14 protein-coding genes are annotated in these 19,469 nt (G+C 69.4%); 4 read left to right on the top strand and 10 right to left on the bottom strand.

Annotated elements, in window-relative coordinates:
• The 7 genes from BFF77_RS00205 to iolC all read right to left on the bottom strand — a co-directional run.
• Positions 1-1,404 (bottom strand): S15 peptidase family protein (locus tag BFF77_RS00205; RefSeq protein WP_141698320.1); only part of this gene is annotated, 1,404 nt, incomplete at its 3' end.
• A gap of 231 nt (positions 1,405-1,635) precedes the next feature.
• Positions 1,636-3,477 (bottom strand): asparagine synthase (glutamine-hydrolyzing), encoded by a 1,842-nt coding sequence (asnB, locus tag BFF77_RS00210; protein ID WP_066942486.1) that lies wholly within the window; start codon positions 3,475-3,477, stop codon positions 1,636-1,638.
• Between the two features lie 339 nt (positions 3,478-3,816).
• Complete coding sequence (gene mmsA / locus BFF77_RS00215; RefSeq protein ID WP_066942489.1) at positions 3,817-5,316, bottom strand: CoA-acylating methylmalonate-semialdehyde dehydrogenase; 1,500 nt, start codon at positions 5,314-5,316, stop codon at positions 3,817-3,819.
• Positions 5,317-5,327: 11 nt separating this feature from the next.
• On the bottom strand, positions 5,328-7,211 hold the full coding sequence (gene iolD, locus BFF77_RS00220; RefSeq protein WP_066942490.1) for a 3D-(3,5/4)-trihydroxycyclohexane-1,2-dione acylhydrolase (decyclizing): 1,884 nt from the start codon (positions 7,209-7,211) through the stop codon (positions 5,328-5,330).
• Positions 7,208-8,215, bottom strand: a complete 1,008-nt coding sequence (gene iolB, locus BFF77_RS00225; RefSeq protein WP_079124682.1) for a 5-deoxy-glucuronate isomerase — start codon at positions 8,213-8,215, stop codon at positions 7,208-7,210. Before iolB ends, iolD begins: the two co-directional genes overlap by 4 nt.
• On the bottom strand, positions 8,212-9,126 hold the full coding sequence (locus tag BFF77_RS00230) for a Cgl0159 family (beta/alpha)8-fold protein (RefSeq protein ID WP_066942492.1): 915 nt from the start codon (positions 9,124-9,126) through the stop codon (positions 8,212-8,214). Before BFF77_RS00230 ends, iolB begins: the two co-directional genes overlap by 4 nt.
• On the bottom strand, positions 9,123-10,202 hold the full coding sequence (gene iolC / locus BFF77_RS00235; RefSeq protein ID WP_066942509.1) for a 5-dehydro-2-deoxygluconokinase: 1,080 nt from the start codon (positions 10,200-10,202) through the stop codon (positions 9,123-9,125). The genes BFF77_RS00230 and iolC overlap by 4 nt, the downstream gene beginning before the upstream one ends.
• A gap of 154 nt (positions 10,203-10,356) precedes the next feature.
• Between iolC and BFF77_RS00240 the strand changes: the two genes are divergently transcribed.
• Together BFF77_RS00240 and BFF77_RS00245 are read left to right on the top strand one after the other, a co-directional pair.
• Positions 10,357-11,268 carry a sugar phosphate isomerase/epimerase family protein gene (locus BFF77_RS00240; RefSeq protein ID WP_066942493.1) on the top strand — a complete coding sequence of 304 codons (912 nt, stop codon included), beginning with the start codon at positions 10,357-10,359 and terminating at the stop codon, positions 11,266-11,268.
• A gap of 247 nt (positions 11,269-11,515) precedes the next feature.
• Positions 11,516-11,713 (top strand): helix-turn-helix transcriptional regulator, encoded by a 198-nt coding sequence (locus BFF77_RS00245; protein WP_066942495.1) that lies wholly within the window; start codon positions 11,516-11,518, stop codon positions 11,711-11,713.
• A gap of 111 nt (positions 11,714-11,824) precedes the next feature.
• Here the strand turns inward: BFF77_RS00245 and BFF77_RS00250 are convergent, their stop codons facing one another.
• On the bottom strand, positions 11,825-14,062 hold the full coding sequence (locus BFF77_RS00250; protein ID WP_066942497.1) for an MMPL family transporter: 2,238 nt from the start codon (positions 14,060-14,062) through the stop codon (positions 11,825-11,827).
• Between the two features lie 143 nt (positions 14,063-14,205).
• On the opposite strand from BFF77_RS00250, the gene BFF77_RS00255 reads away from it, so the two are divergent.
• Positions 14,206-14,847: a TetR/AcrR family transcriptional regulator gene (locus tag BFF77_RS00255; RefSeq protein WP_066942499.1), complete on the top strand. Its 642-nt coding sequence runs from the start codon at positions 14,206-14,208 to the stop codon at positions 14,845-14,847.
• A gap of 101 nt (positions 14,848-14,948) precedes the next feature.
• The gene (locus BFF77_RS00260) at positions 14,949-15,260 is read left to right on the top strand and encodes a heavy-metal-associated domain-containing protein (protein ID WP_066942501.1); all 312 of its coding nucleotides are present in this window, start codon (positions 14,949-14,951) and stop codon (positions 15,258-15,260) included.
• Between the two features lie 458 nt (positions 15,261-15,718).
• On the opposite strand, the gene BFF77_RS00265 is transcribed toward BFF77_RS00260, so the two are convergent.
• Positions 15,719-17,017, bottom strand: coding sequence for a citrate synthase (locus BFF77_RS00265; RefSeq protein WP_066942503.1), 1,299 nt, complete (start codon positions 17,015-17,017; stop codon positions 15,719-15,721).
• A 133-nt stretch (positions 17,018-17,150) separates the two neighbouring features.
• Entirely contained in the window at positions 17,151-19,400 is a 2,250-nt protein-coding gene (gene recD2 / locus BFF77_RS00270; protein ID WP_066942505.1) for an SF1B family DNA helicase RecD2, read from the bottom strand.
• Between the last annotated feature and the right edge of the window lie 69 nt (positions 19,401-19,469).

The raw sequence follows: 19,469 nt of genomic DNA on the forward strand, positions 1-19,469 counted from the left end.
CACCCGTACGGGTGCGACAAGCTGCGAGGGGAGCACCTGCGACCGGCCGTCGGGGCCGACGTCGTACACCTTGGCGAAGAGCACCGCGTCACCGCTGCTGGAGGCGACCGTGGCCCGGACCGTCGGTGAGCCGGTGATCCGCAGGGAGTGGGCCAGCGGCCGGGAGTCGAAGCTCGCGTACTGCCCGGGGAAGTCACGGGCGAGCCCGACGCCGAGGGAGGAGAACTGGGAGATCCCGCCGGTCAGTCCCGGTACGGCCGAGACGCCGGGCGGGCTGGCGCCGGCCGGGTTGGCGAAGGTCCGGGTGCGGGTGCCGCCCACGAGCGGCACGGTGGTGGAGCCGCTCTCCAGCCCCGGATAACGATCGCTGCTCGCGCCACGGAGCAGGGTCTCGCCGTCGGTGGAGTCGATGCCCCCGGTGCGGCTGACCCGGAAGGCGGGTCCGGTGTCGGCGCCCTTGTCGTCCTTGAGGTAGCGGTCGAACCAGGAGGAGATCCGGTCCTGGAGCCGGTCGCTCTCCTGGTCACCGCCGTCGTGCCCGCCCGCCATCCAGTCGACGTCGACGGGAGCGCCGTTGGCGCTGATCGCCCTGGCCGTGGCATCGGCCTGGCCGAGCGGGAAGAGGGAGTCGGTCTGGCCCTGCACGATCAGCGCGGGCACATCGATACGGTCGCCGACGGCGGACGGGCTGCGTTCCTCCAGCAGCTCACGGGCGGCGGTGTCAGGCGTGCCGGAGACGGCGACGCGCTCGTACATGGAGCAGAGCTGCTTCTCGAAGGTGGTGCAGCCGCCACCGGTGGAGAAGAAGATCCCCGCCCAGAGTTTCTTGAAAACTCCGTCGGGGAAGAGCGCGTCGGCCAGGTTCCAGTAGGTGACCAGCGGGGCGATCGCGTCGACGCGCTGGTCGTACCCGGCGGCGAGCAGGGAGACGGCGCCGCCGTAGGAGGCACCGGTCACACCCACTCGGGGATCACCCGTGCCGTCGAGCCGGACCTCGGGCCGCTTCGCCAGCCAGTCGATCAGCCGGGAGACGTCCTTGACCTCGTGGTCGGGGTCGTTGAGACCGATCTCTCCGGTGGACTTCCCGAAGCCGCGTGCCGACCAGGTCAGCACCGCGTATCCGTCACGCGCGAGCTTCTGGGCCTGGGCGCGTACGTCGTCCTTGCTGCCGCCGAAGCCGTGTCCGATCAGCACGGCGGGTCGGCGTCCGCCGCCGGTGGTGAAGTACGACGTGTCGATCCGGGCGCCGGGCACGTTCAGCACCTGGTCCTGCTGGCGGACGGCGGGCGGACCGTCCGAGGCGACGGCGGTCCAGGTACCGGCTCCGACGAGCACCGCGAAGGCGGCCACGCCCACGAGCCAGCGCGGGCGTGGCCGGGACCGGCGGGGGGTTCGGGTCTCCATGATTGAACCCTAAACTGGCCCTGCGACCGATGCCGCTGTCACCGGTCGGAACTCGGTGGCCTCCTCGGGTAGTACGAAGTGGAGGACACGTACACCAGACGCGGTACGCGGGCCGCCTCGGGCGGCTGTCAGACGGGCGAGGAGTTTCGCCGGCCCGTGGGGGTCTCGGCGGGGTGCGCTCTCCCCGCGGCGGCGGCCGTCCGCGGGGCAGGGTCGAGCGACCGGGTGCGGTCAGTCGAGGGTGATCTCCGGGCGGTACATGTCCATCCAGAGCGCCATGTCCAGGGTGCGTTCCAGGCCCCGGCGGGAGGCCATGGTGGTCTGCGGGGTCTCCCGTTCCGCCAGATGGCGGACGCGCTCGGTGTCGAGCACCTCGAAGACCGGATGGGACGGATCGGTGAGCAGGTCCCTGACCTGCTCCTGGAGGGCGATCGCGTACTTGGGGTCCTGTGTGGAGGGGTAGGGGCTCTTGACCCGGTCGTAGACCGACCTGGGCAGCAGATCGGCCGTCGCCTCCCTCAGCAGGCTCTTCTCCCGGCCGTCGAAGGACTTCATCGACCAGGGGGCGTTGTACACGTACTCCACCAGCCGGTGGTCGCAGTACGGCACCCGGACCTCCAGCCCCACCGCCATGCTCGTACGGTCCTTGCGGTCGAGCAGCAACCGGACGAAGCGCGTCAGATGGAGCGCGCAGATCTTCCGCATCCGGTACTCGAAGTCGCTCTCGCCGTCCAGGCGTTCGACCTCGGCGACGGCGGCGGCGTAGTTGTCCTGGAGGAATCCCCGCATGTCCAGGGTTTTGTTCACCTCGGGCCGCAGCACATCGGCGTCGTCCCCGATGTACTCCTCGGAGCGCACCAGCCACGGGAACGTATCGGCCCGCCTGGCCTCCTCGTCGAAGAACTGGAGATAGCCACCGAAGACCTCGTCGGCCGATTCGCCGGAGAGCGCGACCGTCGAGCGCTCCCGGATCGCTCTGAAGAGCAGATAGAGCGAGGAGTCCATGTCACCGAGCCCCATGGGAATGTCACGGGCCCTGATCACCCTGGCCCGTACCTCGGGGTCGGCCAGGTCGTTCGAGTCGAGCACGATGTCCTGGTGATCCGTGCCCGAGGCGTGCGCGACATCGTGGACGAAGGGCGTGTCCGGAGTGGTACGGAGCTCATCGGCGACGAAGTGCTCGGTCCTGCCCACGAAGTCGACGGCGAAACTGCGGACCTTCTCACCGCTCTCGGCGAGCTGTACGGCGGCCAGCGCCGTCATCGCGGACGAGTCCAGTCCACCGGACAGCAGGGTGCAGCGCGGTACGTCGGAGACGAGCTGGCGGCGCACGATGTCGTCGAGGAGCGTGCGTACACGCGCCACGGTGGTGTCGCGGTCGTCGGTGTGCGGCCTGGTCTCCAGCGACCAGTAGACATGGCGGCGCGGTCCGTTGTGGTCGACGGTCACGAGGGTGCCGGGCTCGACCTCGCGCATACCGTCCCAGATCGCGTGGCCGGGCGTCTTCACAAAGCCGAACAGCTCACGCAGCCCGTCGAGGCCGACCCGGGCCCGGGCCAGCGGATTGGCGAGTATCGCCTTGGGCTCGGAGCCGAACAGCACGCCTCCGGGGATCGGGTAGTAGTAGAAGGGCTTGATGCCCATCCGGTCGCGGATCATCACCAGCTTCTGGTCCCTGCCGTCCCAGATGGCGAAGGCGTACATCCCGTTGAGGCGTTCGGCCATCGCCTCGCCCCACTCCAGATAGGCGTGCAGGACGACTTCGGTGTCGGAGTCGGTGGTGAACCGATGACCGCGTCCGGTCAGCTCTCCGCGCAGCTCGGTGAAGTTGTAGGTCTCGCCCGAGTAGACGAGTACGAGCGTGCCCCGCGGTGTCGTCAGGGTCATCGGCTGCCGCCCCCCAGGCAGGTCGATGATCGCCAGTCGCCGGTGTCCGAGGGCGGCGGGACCGCTGATCCAGGTGCCGCCGGCGTCGGGGCCCCGGCAGGACATCGTCTTCGTCATCGCGTCCAGCGTCTCGGACGCGTCGAGCAGTACGCGGTCGAAGGAGACCCAACCGGTGATGCCACACATGTGTGTCCTCCTGCTTCCGGTCGCCGGATCAGTTGTATCCAGCATCCAACTATCGAGCGTCAGTCATTCGAGTGCGCTCGGTCAACGCGACCGTTACGGCACCGGTCACGGGACACAGCGATCTCGGCGGCCTTCGCAGGGAGGTAAAACGGCCTCGCCGCGCGGTCTTCGGGGCGCGGCAAGGCCTGTGAGGTGGCCGGGAGGCGGCGTGGAGGAGAGATCGGGCCCTTAGGCAAAAACTTCGCCAATTACCCCGAATGGCCCTACCGGGCGGCAGCCCGGCCACTCGGCGCCCGGCCCGGTCCCGCATCGCACGACCGCCTCACGAGCGGCTCGTGGTCAGTGGTTGCGCGGAAATCCCAGGTCGACGCCCACCGGGGCCTCGGACGGGTCGGGCCAGCGGGTGGTGATCACCTTGCCGCGCGTGTAGAAGTGCACACCGTCGTTGCCGTAGATGTGGTGGTCGCCGAAGAGCGAGTCCTTCCAGCCCCCGAAGGAGTGGTACCCGACGGGCACCGGGATCGGCACATTCACTCCGACCATGCCCGCCTCGATCTCCAGCTGGAAGCGGCGGGCCGCGCCGCCGTCCCGGGTGAAAATCGCCGTACCGTTGCCGAAGGGTGAGGCGTTGATCAGCCTCACGCCCTCCTCGTACGTCTCCGTGCGCAGCACGCAGAGCACCGGGCCGAAGATCTCGTCGCGGTAGGCGTCGGAGTCGGTGGAGACCCGGTCGAGCAGGGACAGCCCCATCCAGTGGCCGTCCTCGAAGCCGTCGACCGTGTAGCCCGTGCCGTCCAGGACGACATCGGCGCCCTGGGCCGCCGCTCCCGTGACATACGAGGCGACTTTGTCGCGGTGCGCCTTGGTGATCAGCGGGCCCATCTCGGACGTCGGGTCGTTGCCGGGACCGATCTTGATCTTCTCGGCGCGCTCACGGATCTTGGTGACCAGTTCATCACCGATCGCGCCCACCGCGACGACCGCCGAGACAGCCATGCAGCGCTCACCGGCCGAGCCGTACGCGGCGGAGACGGCCGCGTCCGCGGCGGCGTCCAGATCGGCGTCGGGCAGGACGAGCATATGGTTCTTGGCGCCGCCGAGGGCCTGCACGCGCTTGCCGTTGGCGGAGGCCGTCGTATGGATGTGGCGGGCGATCGGTGTGGAGCCGACGAAGGAGACCGCCGCCACATCCGGATGGGCGAGCAGCGAGTCCACCGCGATCTTGTCGCCGTGCACGACATTCAGCACGCCGTCGGGCAGCCCCGCCTCCGCGGCCAGCTCGGCCAGCAGATTCGCGGCCGACGGATCCTTCTCGCTGGGCTTCAGTACGAAGGTGTTCCCGCACGCGATCGCCAGCGGGAACATCCACATCGGCACCATCGCGGGAAAATTGAAGGGCGTGATGCCCGCGACCACACCCACCGGCTGGCGGATCGCCGCCACGTCGACCCGGTTGGAGACCTGGGTGGACAGCTCTCCCTTGAGCTGGGTGGTGATCCCGCAGGCCAGCTCGACGATCTCCAGACCGCGCGCGACCTCGCCGAGCGCGTCCGAGTGCACCTTGCCGTGCTCGGCGGTGATCAGCGCGGCGAGGTCGTCACGGCGTGCGTCGAGCAGCGCGCGGTAGCGGAAGAGGATGCCGGTGCGCTGGGCCAGCGAGGAGGTGCCCCAGGTGGCGTACGCGGCCTTCGCGGCGGCGACGGCGCTGTCCACCTCCTCGGCGGAGGCCAGCGCCACCCGCGTGGTGACGGCGCCGGTCGCCGGATCGGTCACCGGGCCCCAGTTGCCCGACGCGCCCTCGACGGTCTTGCCACCGATCCAGTGGTTGACGGTCTTCATTGCGTGCTCCTTCACAGATGACGGCGCCGGGCGGCAACGTGCCGGTCGTACTCCTCGCGGGCCTCGACCGCGGGCGTACGGGTCGCTGTCTCGGCCACGGGAACATCCCACCACGCCTGGGCCGGGGGCACGCCGGACATAGTGTCTGCCGTTTCGGTCTCCACGTAGACACATGTAGGAACGTCGGCCGCGCGCGTCTCGGTCAGGGCTTCGCGCAGGTCACGGACGGTCTTGGCGCGGATCACGCGCATGCCGAGCGAGGCCGCGTTGGCCGCGAGATCGACGGGCAGCGGGGCACCGGTGTACGTACCGTCGGGTGCCCGGAAGCGGTAGGCCGTACCGAAACCCTCGGCGCCGACCGACGCGGAGAGCCCTCCGATGGAGGCATACCCGTGGTTCTGGAGGATCACCACCTTGAGAGGCAGCCGTTCCTGGACGCTGGTGACGATCTCGGTGGGGTTCATCAGATACGTACCGTCCCCGACCAGGGCCCAGACGGGCCTGCCGGGGTCCGCCAGCAGCACACCGAGGGCGGCCGGGATCTCGTAGCCCATACAGGAGTAGCCGTATTCGACGTGGTACTGGTCGTGCGAGCGGGCCCGCCAGAGCTTGTGGAGATCGCCGGGGAGCGAGCCCGCCGCGTTGATGAGGATGTCCTCGCCGGTGACGAGCGCGTCGAGCACTCCGAGGACCTGTGCCTGGGTGGGCCGGGCGAGCTCCTCGTCGGCGGCGAACGCGGCGTCGACGCGATACTCCCAGCGCTCCTTGTCCTCGCCGTACTCGGCCGTGTACGAGGGCGCGACCCGATGGCCGCCGGCCTCGGCGAGTGCGGCGGTCAGCCCTTCCAGGGCGGTACGGGCGTCCGCCACCAGCGGGTGGGCCGCGAGCTTGTGGGCGTCGAAGCCGGTGACATTCACATTGAGGAAGCGGACGGCCGCGTTCGAGAAGAGCGTGGCGGAAGCGGTGGAGAAGTCCGACCAGCGGGTGCCGACACCGATGACCAGATCGGCGGTCCTGGCCAGTTCATCGGCGGTGGCGGTGCCGGTGTGGCCGATCCCCCCGACATCGCAGGGGTGGTCATGGGGCAGGGAGCCCTTGCCCGCCTGGGTGGAGGCGACCGGGATGCCGGTGGCGTCGGCGAACGCGGCGAGCGCCTCCTGCGCCGCGCTGTAGTGGACTCCGCCGCCCGCGACGAGCAGGGGACGGGCGGCTGCCCGTACCAGCCGGACCGCATCGGCGAGTTCATCGGGATCGGGCGCCTGGCGGCGGACCCGCCAGACGCGCTCGGCGAAGAACTCCTCCGGCCAGTCGAACGCCTCCGCCTGCACATCCTGCGGCAGTGCGAGGGTGACGGCCCCGGTCTGCGCGGGATCGCTGAGCACACGCATCGCTGCGAGCGCGGCCGGGATCAGCGCCTCGGGGCGGGTGACACGGTCGAAGTACGCCGAGACCGGGCGCAGGGCGTCATTGACGGAGACATCCCCCGCGGAGGGGACTTCGAGCTGCTGGAGAACGGGATCGGCGGGACGGGTGGCGAAGGTGTCACCGGGGAGCAGCAGCACAGGGAGGCGGTTGATGGTGGCGAGTGCCGCACCGGTGACGAGATTGGTGGCGCCGGGGCCGATGGAGGTGGTCACGGCATGGGCGGAGAGGCGGTTGCTCTGACGGGCGTAGCCGACGGCTGCGTGGACCATGGCCTGTTCGTTCCGTCCCTGCAAGTACCTCATCTCGTCCGTGGACTCGACAAGGGCCTGGCCGATACCCGCCACGTTGCCATGTCCGAAGATGCCCCAGACGGCGTTCACCAGCCGCTTTCTGCTGCCGTCCCGTTCGGTGTACTGCCGGGAGAGAAAGGTGATCAGCGCCTGGGCGACGGTGAGACGGCGTGTGCTCATCGGAGGTCCTCCTCGGCTCCGTGGCGCGGCGGTCCCGCTCCGTACAGCGGCAGTCGCGCGTCGACGGCCTGCTCCGGCCAGGTGTTCCTGATCCAGCCGTGGTCGGGGTGGTCCCGGATCAGCCACTCCCTGGACCGGCCCGGTCCCGCCATCACATTGAGGTAGTACATGTCGCGTCCCGGCGCGGCGATGGACGGCCCGTGCCAGCCGTCCGGGATGAGGACGGTGTCGCCCGTACGGACCTCGGCGAGGACATCCGTGCCGCCCGGACGCGAGGGCGAGACCCGGTGGTAGCCGAGGCCGCCGCCGTCGATCTCGAAATAGTAGATCTCCTCCAGCTCGGACTCCACGCCCGGAACGTGCTCGTCGTGTTTGTGCGGTGGGTACGACGACCAGTTGCCGCCGGGAGTGAGCACCTCCACCGCGATCAGACGGTCGCAGTCGAAGACATCGGCGGCGGCGAAGTTGTTGACCTGGCGCGAGCAGGTTCCCGCGCCGCGCAGCTCGACCGGAACCTCCGGCGCGGGACCGTAGCGAGCGGGGAGTCGTCGCTCGCACCTCGCTCCTGCCAGGGCGAAGCGGCCTCCCGCACCGGAGGCGATCTGTGCGTGGGCGTCGCGCGGAACGTACGCGAAGTCCGTGACTCCGCTGAACACGCTTTCCCTGCCCAGCAGTTCAAAGAACTCGCCCTGCGTGTGCACCGTACAACCGCCGGTGAGCGGAAGCACGATCCACTCGCTGTCCCCGGTGGCCAGGGTGTGGGCGCCACCGGGTGGGAGTTCCAGGACGCGGAGACCGCTGTGGGACCAGCCGGCCCGTTCGGGACCGATGTCGAGGACGTACGGTCCGGCCGCGGCGCTGCCCGCGGGCACGTACCGCTCCGGCTCCGGCGGCTCGTACCGCCCTCCTCGGCCGGTCCGTTCCCGCCGCCCGTTCCGTTCCCGCTCGTCGTGCCGCTCCCGCCGGTCGTCCGTGCCGGGCGGCTCCTGGTGGTCGGTCGTCATGATGCCTCCGTACCCCCGTGGAGCAGCCCTACCGCGATGTCGACGGCACCCGCTACATCACCGTCGACCGGATAGAGCAGCGAGCGGCCCACGACAAGGCCCTGGACCGTGGGCAGCCGCAGCGCCCCGCGCCATTTCTCGTACGCACCCTCCTGGTCGCCTCCGATGTCGCCGCCCAGCAGGACGGCGGGGAGTGTCGAGGTCTCCATGACCCGGGCCATATCGTCGGGGTTGCGGGTAACGGGAACCTTCAACCAGGTGTACGCGGAGGTACCTGCCAGCCCCGATGCGATGGCGATCGAGCGTGTCACGGCCTCCGCGCCCAGATCGGTACGGAGCCGTCCCCCGACACGCCGGCAGATGAACGGCTCCACGAAGACCGGCAACCGGCGCTCGGCCATGGCGTCTATGGCGCGGGCGGCGGAGTGCAGGGTGTCCAGGGAGCCGGGGTCCTCGTAGTCGATACGGAGCAGCAGCTTGCCCGCGTCGAAGCCGAGCCTGGCGAGGTCCTCGGGACGGTGTCCGGTGAAGCGGTCGTCGAGCTCGAAGGCGGCGCCGGCGAGACCGCCGCGGTTCATCGAGCCGACGACCACCCGGTCCTCCAGGGCGCCGAGCAGCAGCAGATCGTCAAGGATGTCGGCGCTGGCGAGCACACCGTCGACACCCGGGCGGGACAGGGCCAGACAGAGCCGTTCCAGCAGATCGAGCCGGCCGGCCATGGCGAGAGGGCGGTCCCCGACGGCGAGTGCGCCGCGGGCCGGATGGTCCGCGGCGATGATCATCAGCCGGCCGGTGGAGTGGCCTCCGGTGCGCAGCAGAGGGCGGCGGACGCGACGGGCGGCGGCCTCCGCGACGGCCTCGGGATGGTGCGTACGCAGCCGGACCAGCTCCGACACATCGACGCCGGTCATGACCGAGCCCCCGGGGCGGCGGTGGTGGACGGGCCCGCGGACGGCGCGGTGTCCGGCGGCGGACCCGCGGACGGGTCCTGCGCCGGGACCGGGCCGCCCGCGAGCACCTGGGCGACCTCACGCTCGTACGGCATCGCGGACGAACAGGAGAGCCGGGCCGCGACGATGGCGCCCGCCGCGTTGGCGTATCTCATGACGCGCTCCAACTCCCATCCCGCGAGCAGCCCGTGGCAGAGGGCGCCGCCGAACGCGTCTCCCGCGCCGAGTCCGTTGACGACCTCCACCGGAACGGGCGGCACCTCGGCCCGGGTGCCGTCGCGATGGACGGCGAGCACGCCCTTGGGCCCCTGCTTGACGACGGCAAGCTCGGGTCCCGCCGCGAGCAGTGCCCGCGCGGCGGCCTCCGGATCACGCTCCCCCACGGCCACCTCGCACTCGTCCAGATTGCCGACGGCCACCGTGGCGGACCGCAGGGCCCGGCTGTACAGCTCACGTGGGTCGGCCGACCCGGCCGGTTCGGTCCCGCCGGCCGAGCCCTCGGCGTCCGCCTGCCAGAACATCGGCCGCCAGTCGAGGTCGAAGACGGTGATACCGGACCGGGCCCGTGACTCCAGCGCGGTGAGCGTCGCCGTACGACTGGGCTCCGCGCACAGTCCGGTGCCTGTCATCCAGAAGATCCTGGCCGCGCCGATCGCGTCCAGATCCAGTTCGTGCGGATGGATCTCCAGATCGGGAGCCTTGGGCAGGCGGTAGAAGTAGAGCGGGAAGTCGTCCGGCGGAAAGATCTCGCAGAAGGTGACCGGGGTCGGACAGCGGTCGACCCCCGTCACCCAGCGGTCGTCGACCCCGAACTCCCGCAGCGCCTGGTGGAGATAGTCCCCGAAGGCGTCCCGTCCGGTGCGGGTGATGACGGCGGCGCGCCGGCCCAGCCGGGCCGAGGCGACCGCGACATTCGTCGCGGAGCCGCCGAGGAACTTCCCGAAGGTCTCCACCTGGGCCAGCGGCACCCCGGTCCGCAGCGGATAGAGGTCGACGCCGATCCGGCCCATGGTGATCACGTCGTACGGCGCGGTCATACGCGGTCCCTTCGGTTCGGCGGCCATGACCGGGTCTGCGGGCGTCCGCGGCCCACCCCAGGTCTAATGCTCCATCCGGAACCTGTCAACGTTTTGTCCTTACATTCGGACGAAGCCTTGACACTCTTTCGGCACGGCCGGAAAGCTGACCGGTATGACCTCCTCCGTGCCCACGCTGAACCGCATCCGGGTCGGGTCGGCCCCCGACTCCTGGGGCGTGTGGTTTCCCGACGACCCGTCACAGGTTCCCTGGCGTCGCTTTCTGGACGAGGTGGCCGAGGCGGGCTACGAGTGGATCGAACTCGGCCCCTACGGCTATCTCCCGACCGACCCCGCCCGGCTGGCCGAGGAGACCGCCCGGCGAGGACTGAGGGTCTCGGCCGGGACCGTCTTCACCGGGCTGCACCATGGGCCCGCCGTCTGGGAGCGGACCTGGGCGCATGTCGCGGACATCGCCGCGCTCACCCGCGCGATGGGCGCGGACCATCTGGTCGTCATTCCCTCCTTCTGGCGCGACGACAAGACCGGCGAAGTACTGGAGGACCGCACCCTCAGCGCCGCACAGTGGCGCGATCTGACCACCCAGACCGAACGCCTGGGCCGGGAGGTGCGCGAGCGGTACGGACTGCGCATCGTCGTCCATCCGCACGCCGACACCCATGTCGACAGCGAGGAGAACGTCAGCCGCTTCCTCGACGCCACCGATCCCGAACTGGTCTCCCTCTGTCTGGACACCGGGCACTACGCCTACTGCGGCGGCGACAGCGTCAAGCTGATCGAGAACTACGGCGAGCGGATCGGCTATCTCCATCTCAAGCAGGTGGATCCGGAGATCCTCGCCGAAGTCGTGGCGAACGGGGTGCCGTTCGGGCCGGCCGTCGGGCGCGGGGTGATGTGCGAGCCGCCGGGCGGGGTGCCGGCGCTGGAGCCGGTCCTGACGGCAGCACAGCGGCTGAATGTCGATCTCTTCGCCATCGTCGAACAGGACATGTATCCGTGTCCGCCCGACAAGCCGCTCCCGATCGCCACCCGCACACGCCGCTTCCTGCGAAGGTGCGGCGCCTGACGGCCACCGTCTCGGGCCCGCACCCGGCACACATCCGCCGCATGTGCCATATCTGTCACAGAGATCCCGTTAACGTCACGCATATCTCCATTACGCGGGTCTTCCGTCACAGGGAAGCGACAATTCCGCTTTCTCCATCACTCTGTGTCGCTCACTGGGCACAGGCTGGGTGATCGCCAGCGTCCCAGCCGCAGCTCCCCCGACGGTCGACAGACCTTCCTGCGGCCGGCGCAGGGAGGTGCCACAGATGACGGACAGAAGGCTCTGGTCCTACAAGGAGATCGCGGCGCATATCCGGGTGCAACCGGACACCGTCCGCTCCTACCGCAAGCATGGACTGCTTCCGCCGCCCGACCACGTGGAGAACGGCAAGCCCTACTGGTACGCGGACACCGTTCGCGCCTGGGTGGCCAACCGCCCCGGTAACAGAGGCAGCAGAGGCTGACCGCACCCGCGCACACCGTGAGGTGAGAAGGGGCCGGGCGGGAGGTCCCGTACCGATTTCGGTACGGGACCTCCCCCTGCGCTTCCCCCGCTCCCCCGCCGTGTCCGACGCTCAGACGCCCGCCGTGTCCCGGTCCCGGTCCTTGTCGTGTTCCTCGCCCTTGGCAGCGGGCCTCGGGCCCGCCTCGGCGCCCGGTATGGACTCGCCCTCGCTCAGGCCGAACCGCGTATGGAAACGGCACAGCGGTCCCGGTGCCCACCAGGTCGCCTTCCCCGTCAGCTTCATCACCGCGGGAACCAGCAGACTGCGCACCACCATCGCGTCCATGATCACCGCGAGCGCGATCCCGAGCCCCAGCATCTTCGTATTGGTGACCCGTGAGGTACCGATGGCCACCATGACCAGTGCGAGGATCACCGCCGCCGCGGTGATCAGCCCTCCGGTGCGCCGGAGTCCGAAGGCCACCGCCTGCTCATGGTCCCCGCTGCTGTCGTACTCCTCCTTGATGCGGGAGAGCAGAAAGACCCCGTAGTCCATGGAGAGTCCGAAGGCGACACAGAACATCAGCACCGGCAGGGTCGTCTCTATGTCTCCGGTGGAGGTGAAGGCGAGCAGTCCGGACAGATGGCCGTCCTGGAAGACCCAGACCACCGCACCGAACATCGCCGTCAGGCTCAGCGCGTTGAGCACGACCGCCTGGATCGGTATCAGCACACTGCCGGTGAGAAGGAAGACCAGCAACAGCGTCACCACGACGATGATGGCCGCCGCCCAGGGCAGCCGGTCCGCGATCGCGCCCTTGGAGTCGACCAGCACAGCCGCGGCACCGGTCACCGAGGTGTCGAACGGAGCCTGTTCGGCACGGATCTCCCGGACAAGCTCTTGCGACCCCTGGCCCACCGCCTCGCCCTTCGGCAGGACCGTGAAATACCCGTGCTCGCCCGCGACGACGGGACCGTCGACTCTCGCCACCTCCGGAAGGGCGGCGATCCGGCCGCGGTAGTCCGCGAACTCGGCGGGTGTGGCAGCGCCCTCGGTAAGGATCTCCAAACCGCCGCTCGGGCTGCCGGGGAAGCCGTCCCGTATCTTCTCCTGGACCACCCGGGACTCGGCGCCCGACGGAAGCTGACGGTGGTCGGCCGTGCCGAACTCGGCCCCCAGGAAGGGCAGTCCGAGCAGCACGAGCCCGGCCGTCGTGGCGACCGCGAAGACCGGGGCCCGGCGCATCACCAGCGCCGCCGTCCACGCCCATCCGGCTCCCTCCGCCCGCGCGGAGGTACGCCCGCCACGGCGCAGCAGCCGCCGCAGGTCCAGGGCGTTGACCCGGTGGCCCAGCAGCATCAGCGCGGCCGGCAGGAGGATCAGCGCCGCCGCGGCGGCCAGCACCACCACCGCGATCCCGGCATAGGCGAAGGAACGCAGGAAGTACTGCGGGAAGACCAGCATCGCGGCCAGCGACACCGCCACGGTCAGCGCCGAGAAGAGCACCGTGCGCCCGGCGGTGCGCAGTGTGGTGCCCACCGCGTCACGGACCTCGGCTCCTTCTGCCAGCTCCTCGCGGAATCGGCGCACGATGAACAGCGCGTAGTCGATGGCCAGTCCGAGCCCGAGAGCCGTGGTGAGATTCTGCGCGAAGACCGAGACATCGGTGAGCTCGGTGATGCCGCGCAGCACCGCGTTCGTCCCCAGGATGGCGACAATGCCGAGACCCAGCGGCAGCAGGGCGGCGACCGCGCTGCCGAACACCATCACCAGCAGCACCAGCGTCACCGGCAGGGCGATCAGCTCGGCCCGCAGCAGATCCTCCTCGATGATGGTCTGCATCTCGTGCCGCACGGCGACCGGTCCGCCGACCGAGACCTCCAACGGTCCCCGCTCGCCGCGGAACGCGGGCGCTATCCGGTCCAGCACCGCGGCGGCCGTCTTCTCGTCACCCTCGATCCGGGCCGCGATCAGCGCTTCCCGCCCGTCCTCGGCGCGCAGCGCGGGCGCCTTGGTCCGCCAGTAGGAACCGACCCCGGTGATGCCTTCCTCGGCCGCCAGCCGGTCGGTGAGGCGCTCGGCCTCGGCGGCCACGGCGGGATCGTCCACACTCCGGCTCCCGCTGCCGACGAGCAGCAGGAGATTCGGCTCGGAGGCGGGGAACTCCCGCTCCAGCGCCTTGGTCGCATAGGTCGACTCGGCGTCCGGGTCCTCCCAGCCCCCACTGCCCATCCGGTCGGCGACCCCGCTCCCCGCGAAGACCGCCAGGGCCGTGATCACCAGCGCGACCAGCAGAGAGAGCCTGGGCCGCGCGGTGACGAACCGGGTCCAGCCCCCGGGACGCGGGCCGGTATTGACTTCGGACATGGTGCGGTGTCCCCTTCACCGTGACCCATGGCATGGGTCAGCCGTTGCCATAGAATGGCAAACACGAGTCATCGCTCGCATTTCTCAATTTTGCGAGCCATCGCTCGCGTTTGTCAACCGATCCAGGAAAGCCGGGGATTCATATGCCGGAGCCGAAGAGCGACGCCACGGAAGCGGAGAAGCCACGTCGGCGCCAGGCCCGCGGCGAGCGCCGTATCGCCCAGCTCCTCGAAGCGGCGGCCCAGGTCTTCTGCACCACCGGCTACACCGCGGCGAGCACCAACTCCATCGCCCGGGAAGCCGGCGTCTCCCCCGGCACGCTGTACCAGTTCTTCCCCAACAAGGAGGCCATCGCCATCGAGCTGGGCGACCAGCTCCTGGCCCGCTGGCGCGCGACCTACGGACAGGCGTTCCTCCCCGCCCACCTCGAACTGCCCCTGGACCAGCTCCTGGACGCCGTCCTCGATCCGCTGATCCAGTTCAACTACGAGAACCCGGCCTTCGCCGTCCTGATGCACGGCTCCGACATCCCCGGCCATGTCACCCGGGAGCACGAGGCCCTCCACTCCTCGATGCTCGCCCGGGTCGAGGGGATCCTCAGCGGCTATCTGCCCGAGGCGCCGGAGGCCGAGGTCGCCCGTGTCGCCCAGACGACGTTCACCGTCTTCAAGGCCGGCCTGGACCTGATCCTCACGGCGCAGGAGCCGGACCAGCGGGACGCGTACATCGCCGAGATCAAGACGGTCCTCTTCCGCTATCTGCATCCCCTCGTCGGCGACCTCTGACCGGGGCGGCGGGACCGGGCCGCGGCGAGGAGTTCGGCTTCATACCCCCTAGGGGTACTATCGGCGGGACAGTCGTCCCTTCCCCCTACGAGGAGAACGCCATGACCACCGAGACCAAGGCCGAGCCCACCGGAACCACGGGCTCCTGCTGCTCACCCACCGGGTCCTGCCACAGCGACACGACCGAAGGACAGACGGGCCGGGTCACGGCCGTCTACCAGGTCATCGGCATGACCTGCGGCCACTGCGAGGGCGCCGTCGCCGGCGAGATCTCCGGGATCGACGGCGTCGTCTCCGTGCGGGCCGTGGCCGCCACCGGCCAGGTCACCGTCACCTCCCGGACCGCGCTGGACGAGGACGCCGTACGCGCCGCCGTCGACGAGGCCGGGTACGAACTGGCCGGTCAGGCCTGATCTCGGGCACTCTGAACGCACAACGCCCCACGGCCCGGGTGGTTACGAAATCTTTGCGCTCGCGGTCCTTCACATGAACCACAAGTCCTTCACAAAGAGATCTAGATCACATAGATTGAGGGGTAACCATCCGGGGGGCTCGCGAGTCTAAGAGGACAATGCCAGAGAACGTCTTGGGGGACGTTCGAAGGGATGTCATGAGATGTCTTGGGGGACGTCTCGGACAAGCGAATTGACCGGGGCACGTGCATCGGGGAGCTTTGAGCGGCCCTCCCGTACGTACCCCGGTCAGACCGCGCGAGTAAGCCGCTGATGGTTACGGCAGACGCCCGGCCCGGATCCCGTGGGGGGAATCCGCTCCGGGGATATGGAAAGCGCCCCGCTCGCCGACCCGTGGGGGGATCGGCAGCGGGGCGCTTTTCGCTACGGCGGGTGCCGTACGGCGCGGGACGGCCGCGTCAGCGGGACTCGACCGGGACGAAGTCGCGCAGGACCTCGCCGGTGTAGATCTGGCGCGGGCGGCCGATACGGGAGCCCGGCTCCTTGATCATCTCGTGCCACTGGGCGATCCAGCCGGGCAGTCGGCCGAGCGCGAACAGCACGGTGAACATCTCGGTCGGGAAGCCCATGGCCCGGTAGATCAGACCGGTGTAGAAGTCCACGTTCGGGTAGAGCTTGCGCGAGACGAAGTAGTCGTCGGCGAGAGCGTGCTCCTCGAGCTTGAGCGCGATGTCGAGCAGCTCGTCGGACTTGCCGAGCGCCGAGAGGACATCGTGCGCCGCGGCCTTGATGATCTTCGCCCTGGGGTCGAAGTTCTTGTAGACGCGGTGCCCGAAGCCCATGAGCTTCACGCCGTCTTCCTTGTTCTTCACCTTGCGGATGAAGCTGTCGACATCGCCGCCCGCGGCCTGGATGCCTTCGAGCATCTCCAGCACCGACTGGTTGGCGCCACCGTGCAGCGGGCCCCACAGGGCGCTGATGCCGGCGGAGATCGAGGCGAACATGTTCGCCTGCGAGGAGCCGACGAGACGCACGGTGGACGTCGAACAGTTCTGCTCGTGGTCCGCGTGCAGGATCAGCAGCTTGTCGAGCGCGGAGACCACGACCGGGTCCGGCACGTACTCCTGGGCCGGGACCGAGAAGGTCATCCGCAGGAAGTTCTCGACGTACCCGAGGTCGTTGCGCGGGTAGACGAAGGGATGGCCGATCGACTTCTTGTACGCGTACGCGGCGATGGTCGGCAGCTTGGCGAGCAGCCGGATCGTGGAGAGATGGCGCTGCTTGTCGTCGAACGGGTTGTGGCTGTCCTGGTAGAACGTGGACAACGCGCTGACCACGGAGGACAGCATCGCCATCGGGTGGGCGTCACGCGGGAATCCGTCGTAGAAGCGCTTGACGTCCTCGTGCAGCAGCGTGTGCTGGGTGACCTCGTTCTTGAACGAGGCCAGCTCGTCGACCGTCGGCAGTTCGCCGTTGATCAGCAGATACGCCACCTCGACAAAGCTGGACCGCTCGGCGAGCTGCTCGATGGGATAGCCGCGGTAGCGCAGGATGCCCTGTTCGCCGTCGAGATAGGTAATGGCGGACTTGTAGGCCGCGGTATTGCCGTAGCCGCTGTCCAGAGTCACCAGACCGGTCTGGGACCGGAGCTTCCCGATGTCGAAGCCCTCATCGCCGACGGTGCTGTTGATCACCGGGTAGGTGTACTCGCCGTCGCCGTACCGCAGTACTACCGCGTTGTCGCGTTTCTCGCTCACGTCATCCCTCACCGACGTAGTGCCTCTTCTTCGAGGTGCCCTGACTGTCTCTACCATCCCCCATTTGGCTCAGGAGAGTGCACTCGGGGTCGGCCATTCGGCCTTTTGGCGGCACTCAGTGCCGCCAGCCTCCTCATCCTGCCCCCTTCGCCCCGGTTGCGAAAGTCCCTGTCGGCCGCGGGCCGCCCCCCAGCCGGTGGTCCAGCGCTGTGAAGCGTCTGCCCGCGGAAACCGTCCGCACCGCCTGTCCTATGGCCTTGCGCGAGCCCACCAGCACCACCAGCTTCTTGGCGCGGGTGACCGCCGTGTAGAGCAGGTTGCGCTGGAGCATCATCCAGGCACCGGTGGTGACCGGGATGACCACGGCCGGATACTCGCTGCCCTGGGAGCGGTGGATCGTCACGGCGTACGCGTGCGCCAGCTCGTCCAGCTCGTCGAAGTCGTACGGCACCTCCTCGTCCTCGTCCGTCCGCACCGTCAGGCGCTGATCGTCCAGGCTGAGCGAGGTGACCACACCCACGGTGCCGTTGAAGACCCCGTTCTCCCCCTTCTCGTAATTGTTGCGAATCTGGGTGACTTTGTCGCCGACACGGAAGACCCGGCCGCCGAGCCGCTTCTCGGGCAGATCGGGCCTGGCCGGAGTGATGGCCTGCTGAAGCAGGCCGTTGAGCGTGCCGGCACCTGCCGGGCCGCGGTGCATCGGTGCCAGGACCTGCACATCGCGCCGGGGATCCAGCCCGAACTTGGCGGGAATCCGCCGGGCGGCCACATCGACCGTGACCCGGCCGGCGTCCTCCGTCTCGTCCTCCACGAAGAGGAAGAAGTCCGTGAGGCCCTCGGTGAGAGGGTGCACTCCCGAGTTGATGCGGTGCGCGTTGGTCACCACACCGGACTGCTGGGCCTGCCGGAAGATCCTGGTCAACCGGACACGGGGCACCGGACCGCCCTCGGCCAGCAGATCGCGCAGCACCTCGCCCGCCCCGACCGAGGGAAGCTGGTCCACATCACCCACCAGCAGCAGATGCGCGCCCGGCGCCACCGCCTTGACCAGCTTGTTGGCCAGCAGCAGATCGAGCATCGAGGCCTCGTCCACCACCACCAGATCCGCGTCCAGCGGCCGGTCCCTGTCGTACGCCGCGTCACCGCCCGGCTTCAGCTCCAGCAGCCGGTGCACCGTGGACGCCTCGGCGCCCGTCAGTTCGGCGAGCCGCTTGGCCGCCCGCCCGGTGGGCGCCGCCAGCACCACCTTGGCCTTTTTGGCCCGCGCCAGCTCGACGATCGACCGGACCGTGAACGACTTGCCGCAGCCGGGACCGCCGGTCAGGACGGCCACCTTCTCGGTGAGGGCGAGCCGGACGGCCTGCTGCTGCTCGGGAGCCAGCTCCGCGCCCGTACGGCCCGCCAGCCAGGTCAGTGCCTTCTCCCAGGCCACGTCCCGGAAGGCCGGCATCCGGTCCTCGCCGGTGCGCAGCAGCCGCAGCAACTGGGCGGAGAGGGACAGCTCCGCGCGGTGGAAGGGGACCAGATAGACCGCCGTGACCGGCTCGCCGCCGTCCGGGCCCGGCACCGTCTCCCGTACGACTCCTTCGTCCTCCCCGGCCAGCTCGGCGAGACACTCGATGACCAGGCCCGTGTCGACCGCGAGCAGCTTCACGGCGTCCGAGATGAGCTGCTCCTCGGGCAGGAAGCAGTGTCCCTGGTCCGTCGACTGGGACAGGGCGTACTGAAGGCCCGCCTTGACGCGCTCGGGGCTGTCGTGCGGTATGCCCACGGCCTGGGCGATCCGGTCGGCGGTGAGGAAGCCGATGCCCCAGACGTCCGCCGCGAGGCGGTACGGCTCGTTCCTGACGACCGAGATGGAGGCGTCCCCGTACTTCTTGTAGATCCGCACGGCGATGGAGGTGGAGACGCCGACGCCCTGGAGGAAGACCATGACCTCCTTGATGGCCTTCTGCTCCTCCCAGGCCGCGGCGATGCGCTTGGTCCGCTTGGGACCCAGTCCTGGCACCTCGACGAGCCTCTTGGGCTCGTCCTCGATGATGTCGAGTGTGTCGAGGCCGAAGTGCTCGACTATCCGGTCGGCGAAGACCGGGCCGATGCCCTTGATCAGGCCGGAGCCCAGATAGCGGCGGATGCCCTGGATCGTGGCCGGGAGGATCGTTGTGTAGTTGTCCACCGTGAACTGCTTGCCGTACTGCGGGTGTGAGCCCCAGCGGCCCTCCATGCGCAGTGACTCGCCCGGCTGCGCGCCGAGCAGCGCACCGACCACGGTGAGCAGATCGCCGCCACGGCCCGTGTCGACGCGGGCGACCGTATAGCCGTTCTCCTCATTGGCGTAGGTGATCCGCTCGAGAACGGCTTCGAGCACTGCTGGATTGGACATGCCCCGACGCTACCGCCCGGCGCCGACAGCACGGCGGGCCTGTGGACAACTCCGGTCCCCCGACGGCCG

The sequence above is a fragment of the Streptomyces lushanensis genome (genome assembly GCF_001700515.1).
In the GTDB taxonomy this organism is placed as follows: domain Bacteria; phylum Actinomycetota; class Actinomycetes; order Streptomycetales; family Streptomycetaceae; genus Streptomyces; species Streptomyces lushanensis.

What these genes read in the sequence shown, in the direction of transcription:
- asnB (WP_066942486.1), bottom strand. Translation starts at nt 3,477, where the DNA reads ATGTGTGGCATCACCGGTTGGGTCTCCTTCGACCGCGTACTGCTCGAC.
- mmsA (WP_066942489.1), bottom strand. Translation starts at nt 5,316, where the DNA reads ATGAAGACCGTCAACCACTGGATCGGTGGCAAGACCGTCGAGGGCGCG.
- iolD (WP_066942490.1), bottom strand. Translation starts at nt 7,211, where the DNA reads ATGAGCACACGCCGTCTCACCGTCGCCCAGGCGCTGATCACCTTTCTC.
- iolB (WP_079124682.1), bottom strand. Translation starts at nt 8,215, where the DNA reads ATGACGACCGACCACCAGGAGCCGCCCGGCACGGACGACCGGCGGGAG.
- BFF77_RS00230 (WP_066942492.1), bottom strand. Translation starts at nt 9,126, where the DNA reads ATGACCGGCGTCGATGTGTCGGAGCTGGTCCGGCTGCGTACGCACCAT.
- iolC (WP_066942509.1), bottom strand. Translation starts at nt 10,202, where the DNA reads ATGACCGCGCCGTACGACGTGATCACCATGGGCCGGATCGGCGTCGAC.
- BFF77_RS00240 (WP_066942493.1), top strand. Translation starts at nt 10,357, where the DNA reads ATGACCTCCTCCGTGCCCACGCTGAACCGCATCCGGGTCGGGTCGGCC.
- BFF77_RS00245 (WP_066942495.1), top strand. Translation starts at nt 11,516, where the DNA reads ATGACGGACAGAAGGCTCTGGTCCTACAAGGAGATCGCGGCGCATATC.
- BFF77_RS00250 (WP_066942497.1), bottom strand. Translation starts at nt 14,062, where the DNA reads ATGTCCGAAGTCAATACCGGCCCGCGTCCCGGGGGCTGGACCCGGTTC.
- BFF77_RS00255 (WP_066942499.1), top strand. Translation starts at nt 14,206, where the DNA reads ATGCCGGAGCCGAAGAGCGACGCCACGGAAGCGGAGAAGCCACGTCGG.
- BFF77_RS00260 (WP_066942501.1), top strand. Translation starts at nt 14,949, where the DNA reads ATGACCACCGAGACCAAGGCCGAGCCCACCGGAACCACGGGCTCCTGC.
- recD2 (WP_066942505.1), bottom strand. Translation starts at nt 19,400, where the DNA reads ATGTCCAATCCAGCAGTGCTCGAAGCCGTTCTCGAGCGGATCACCTAC.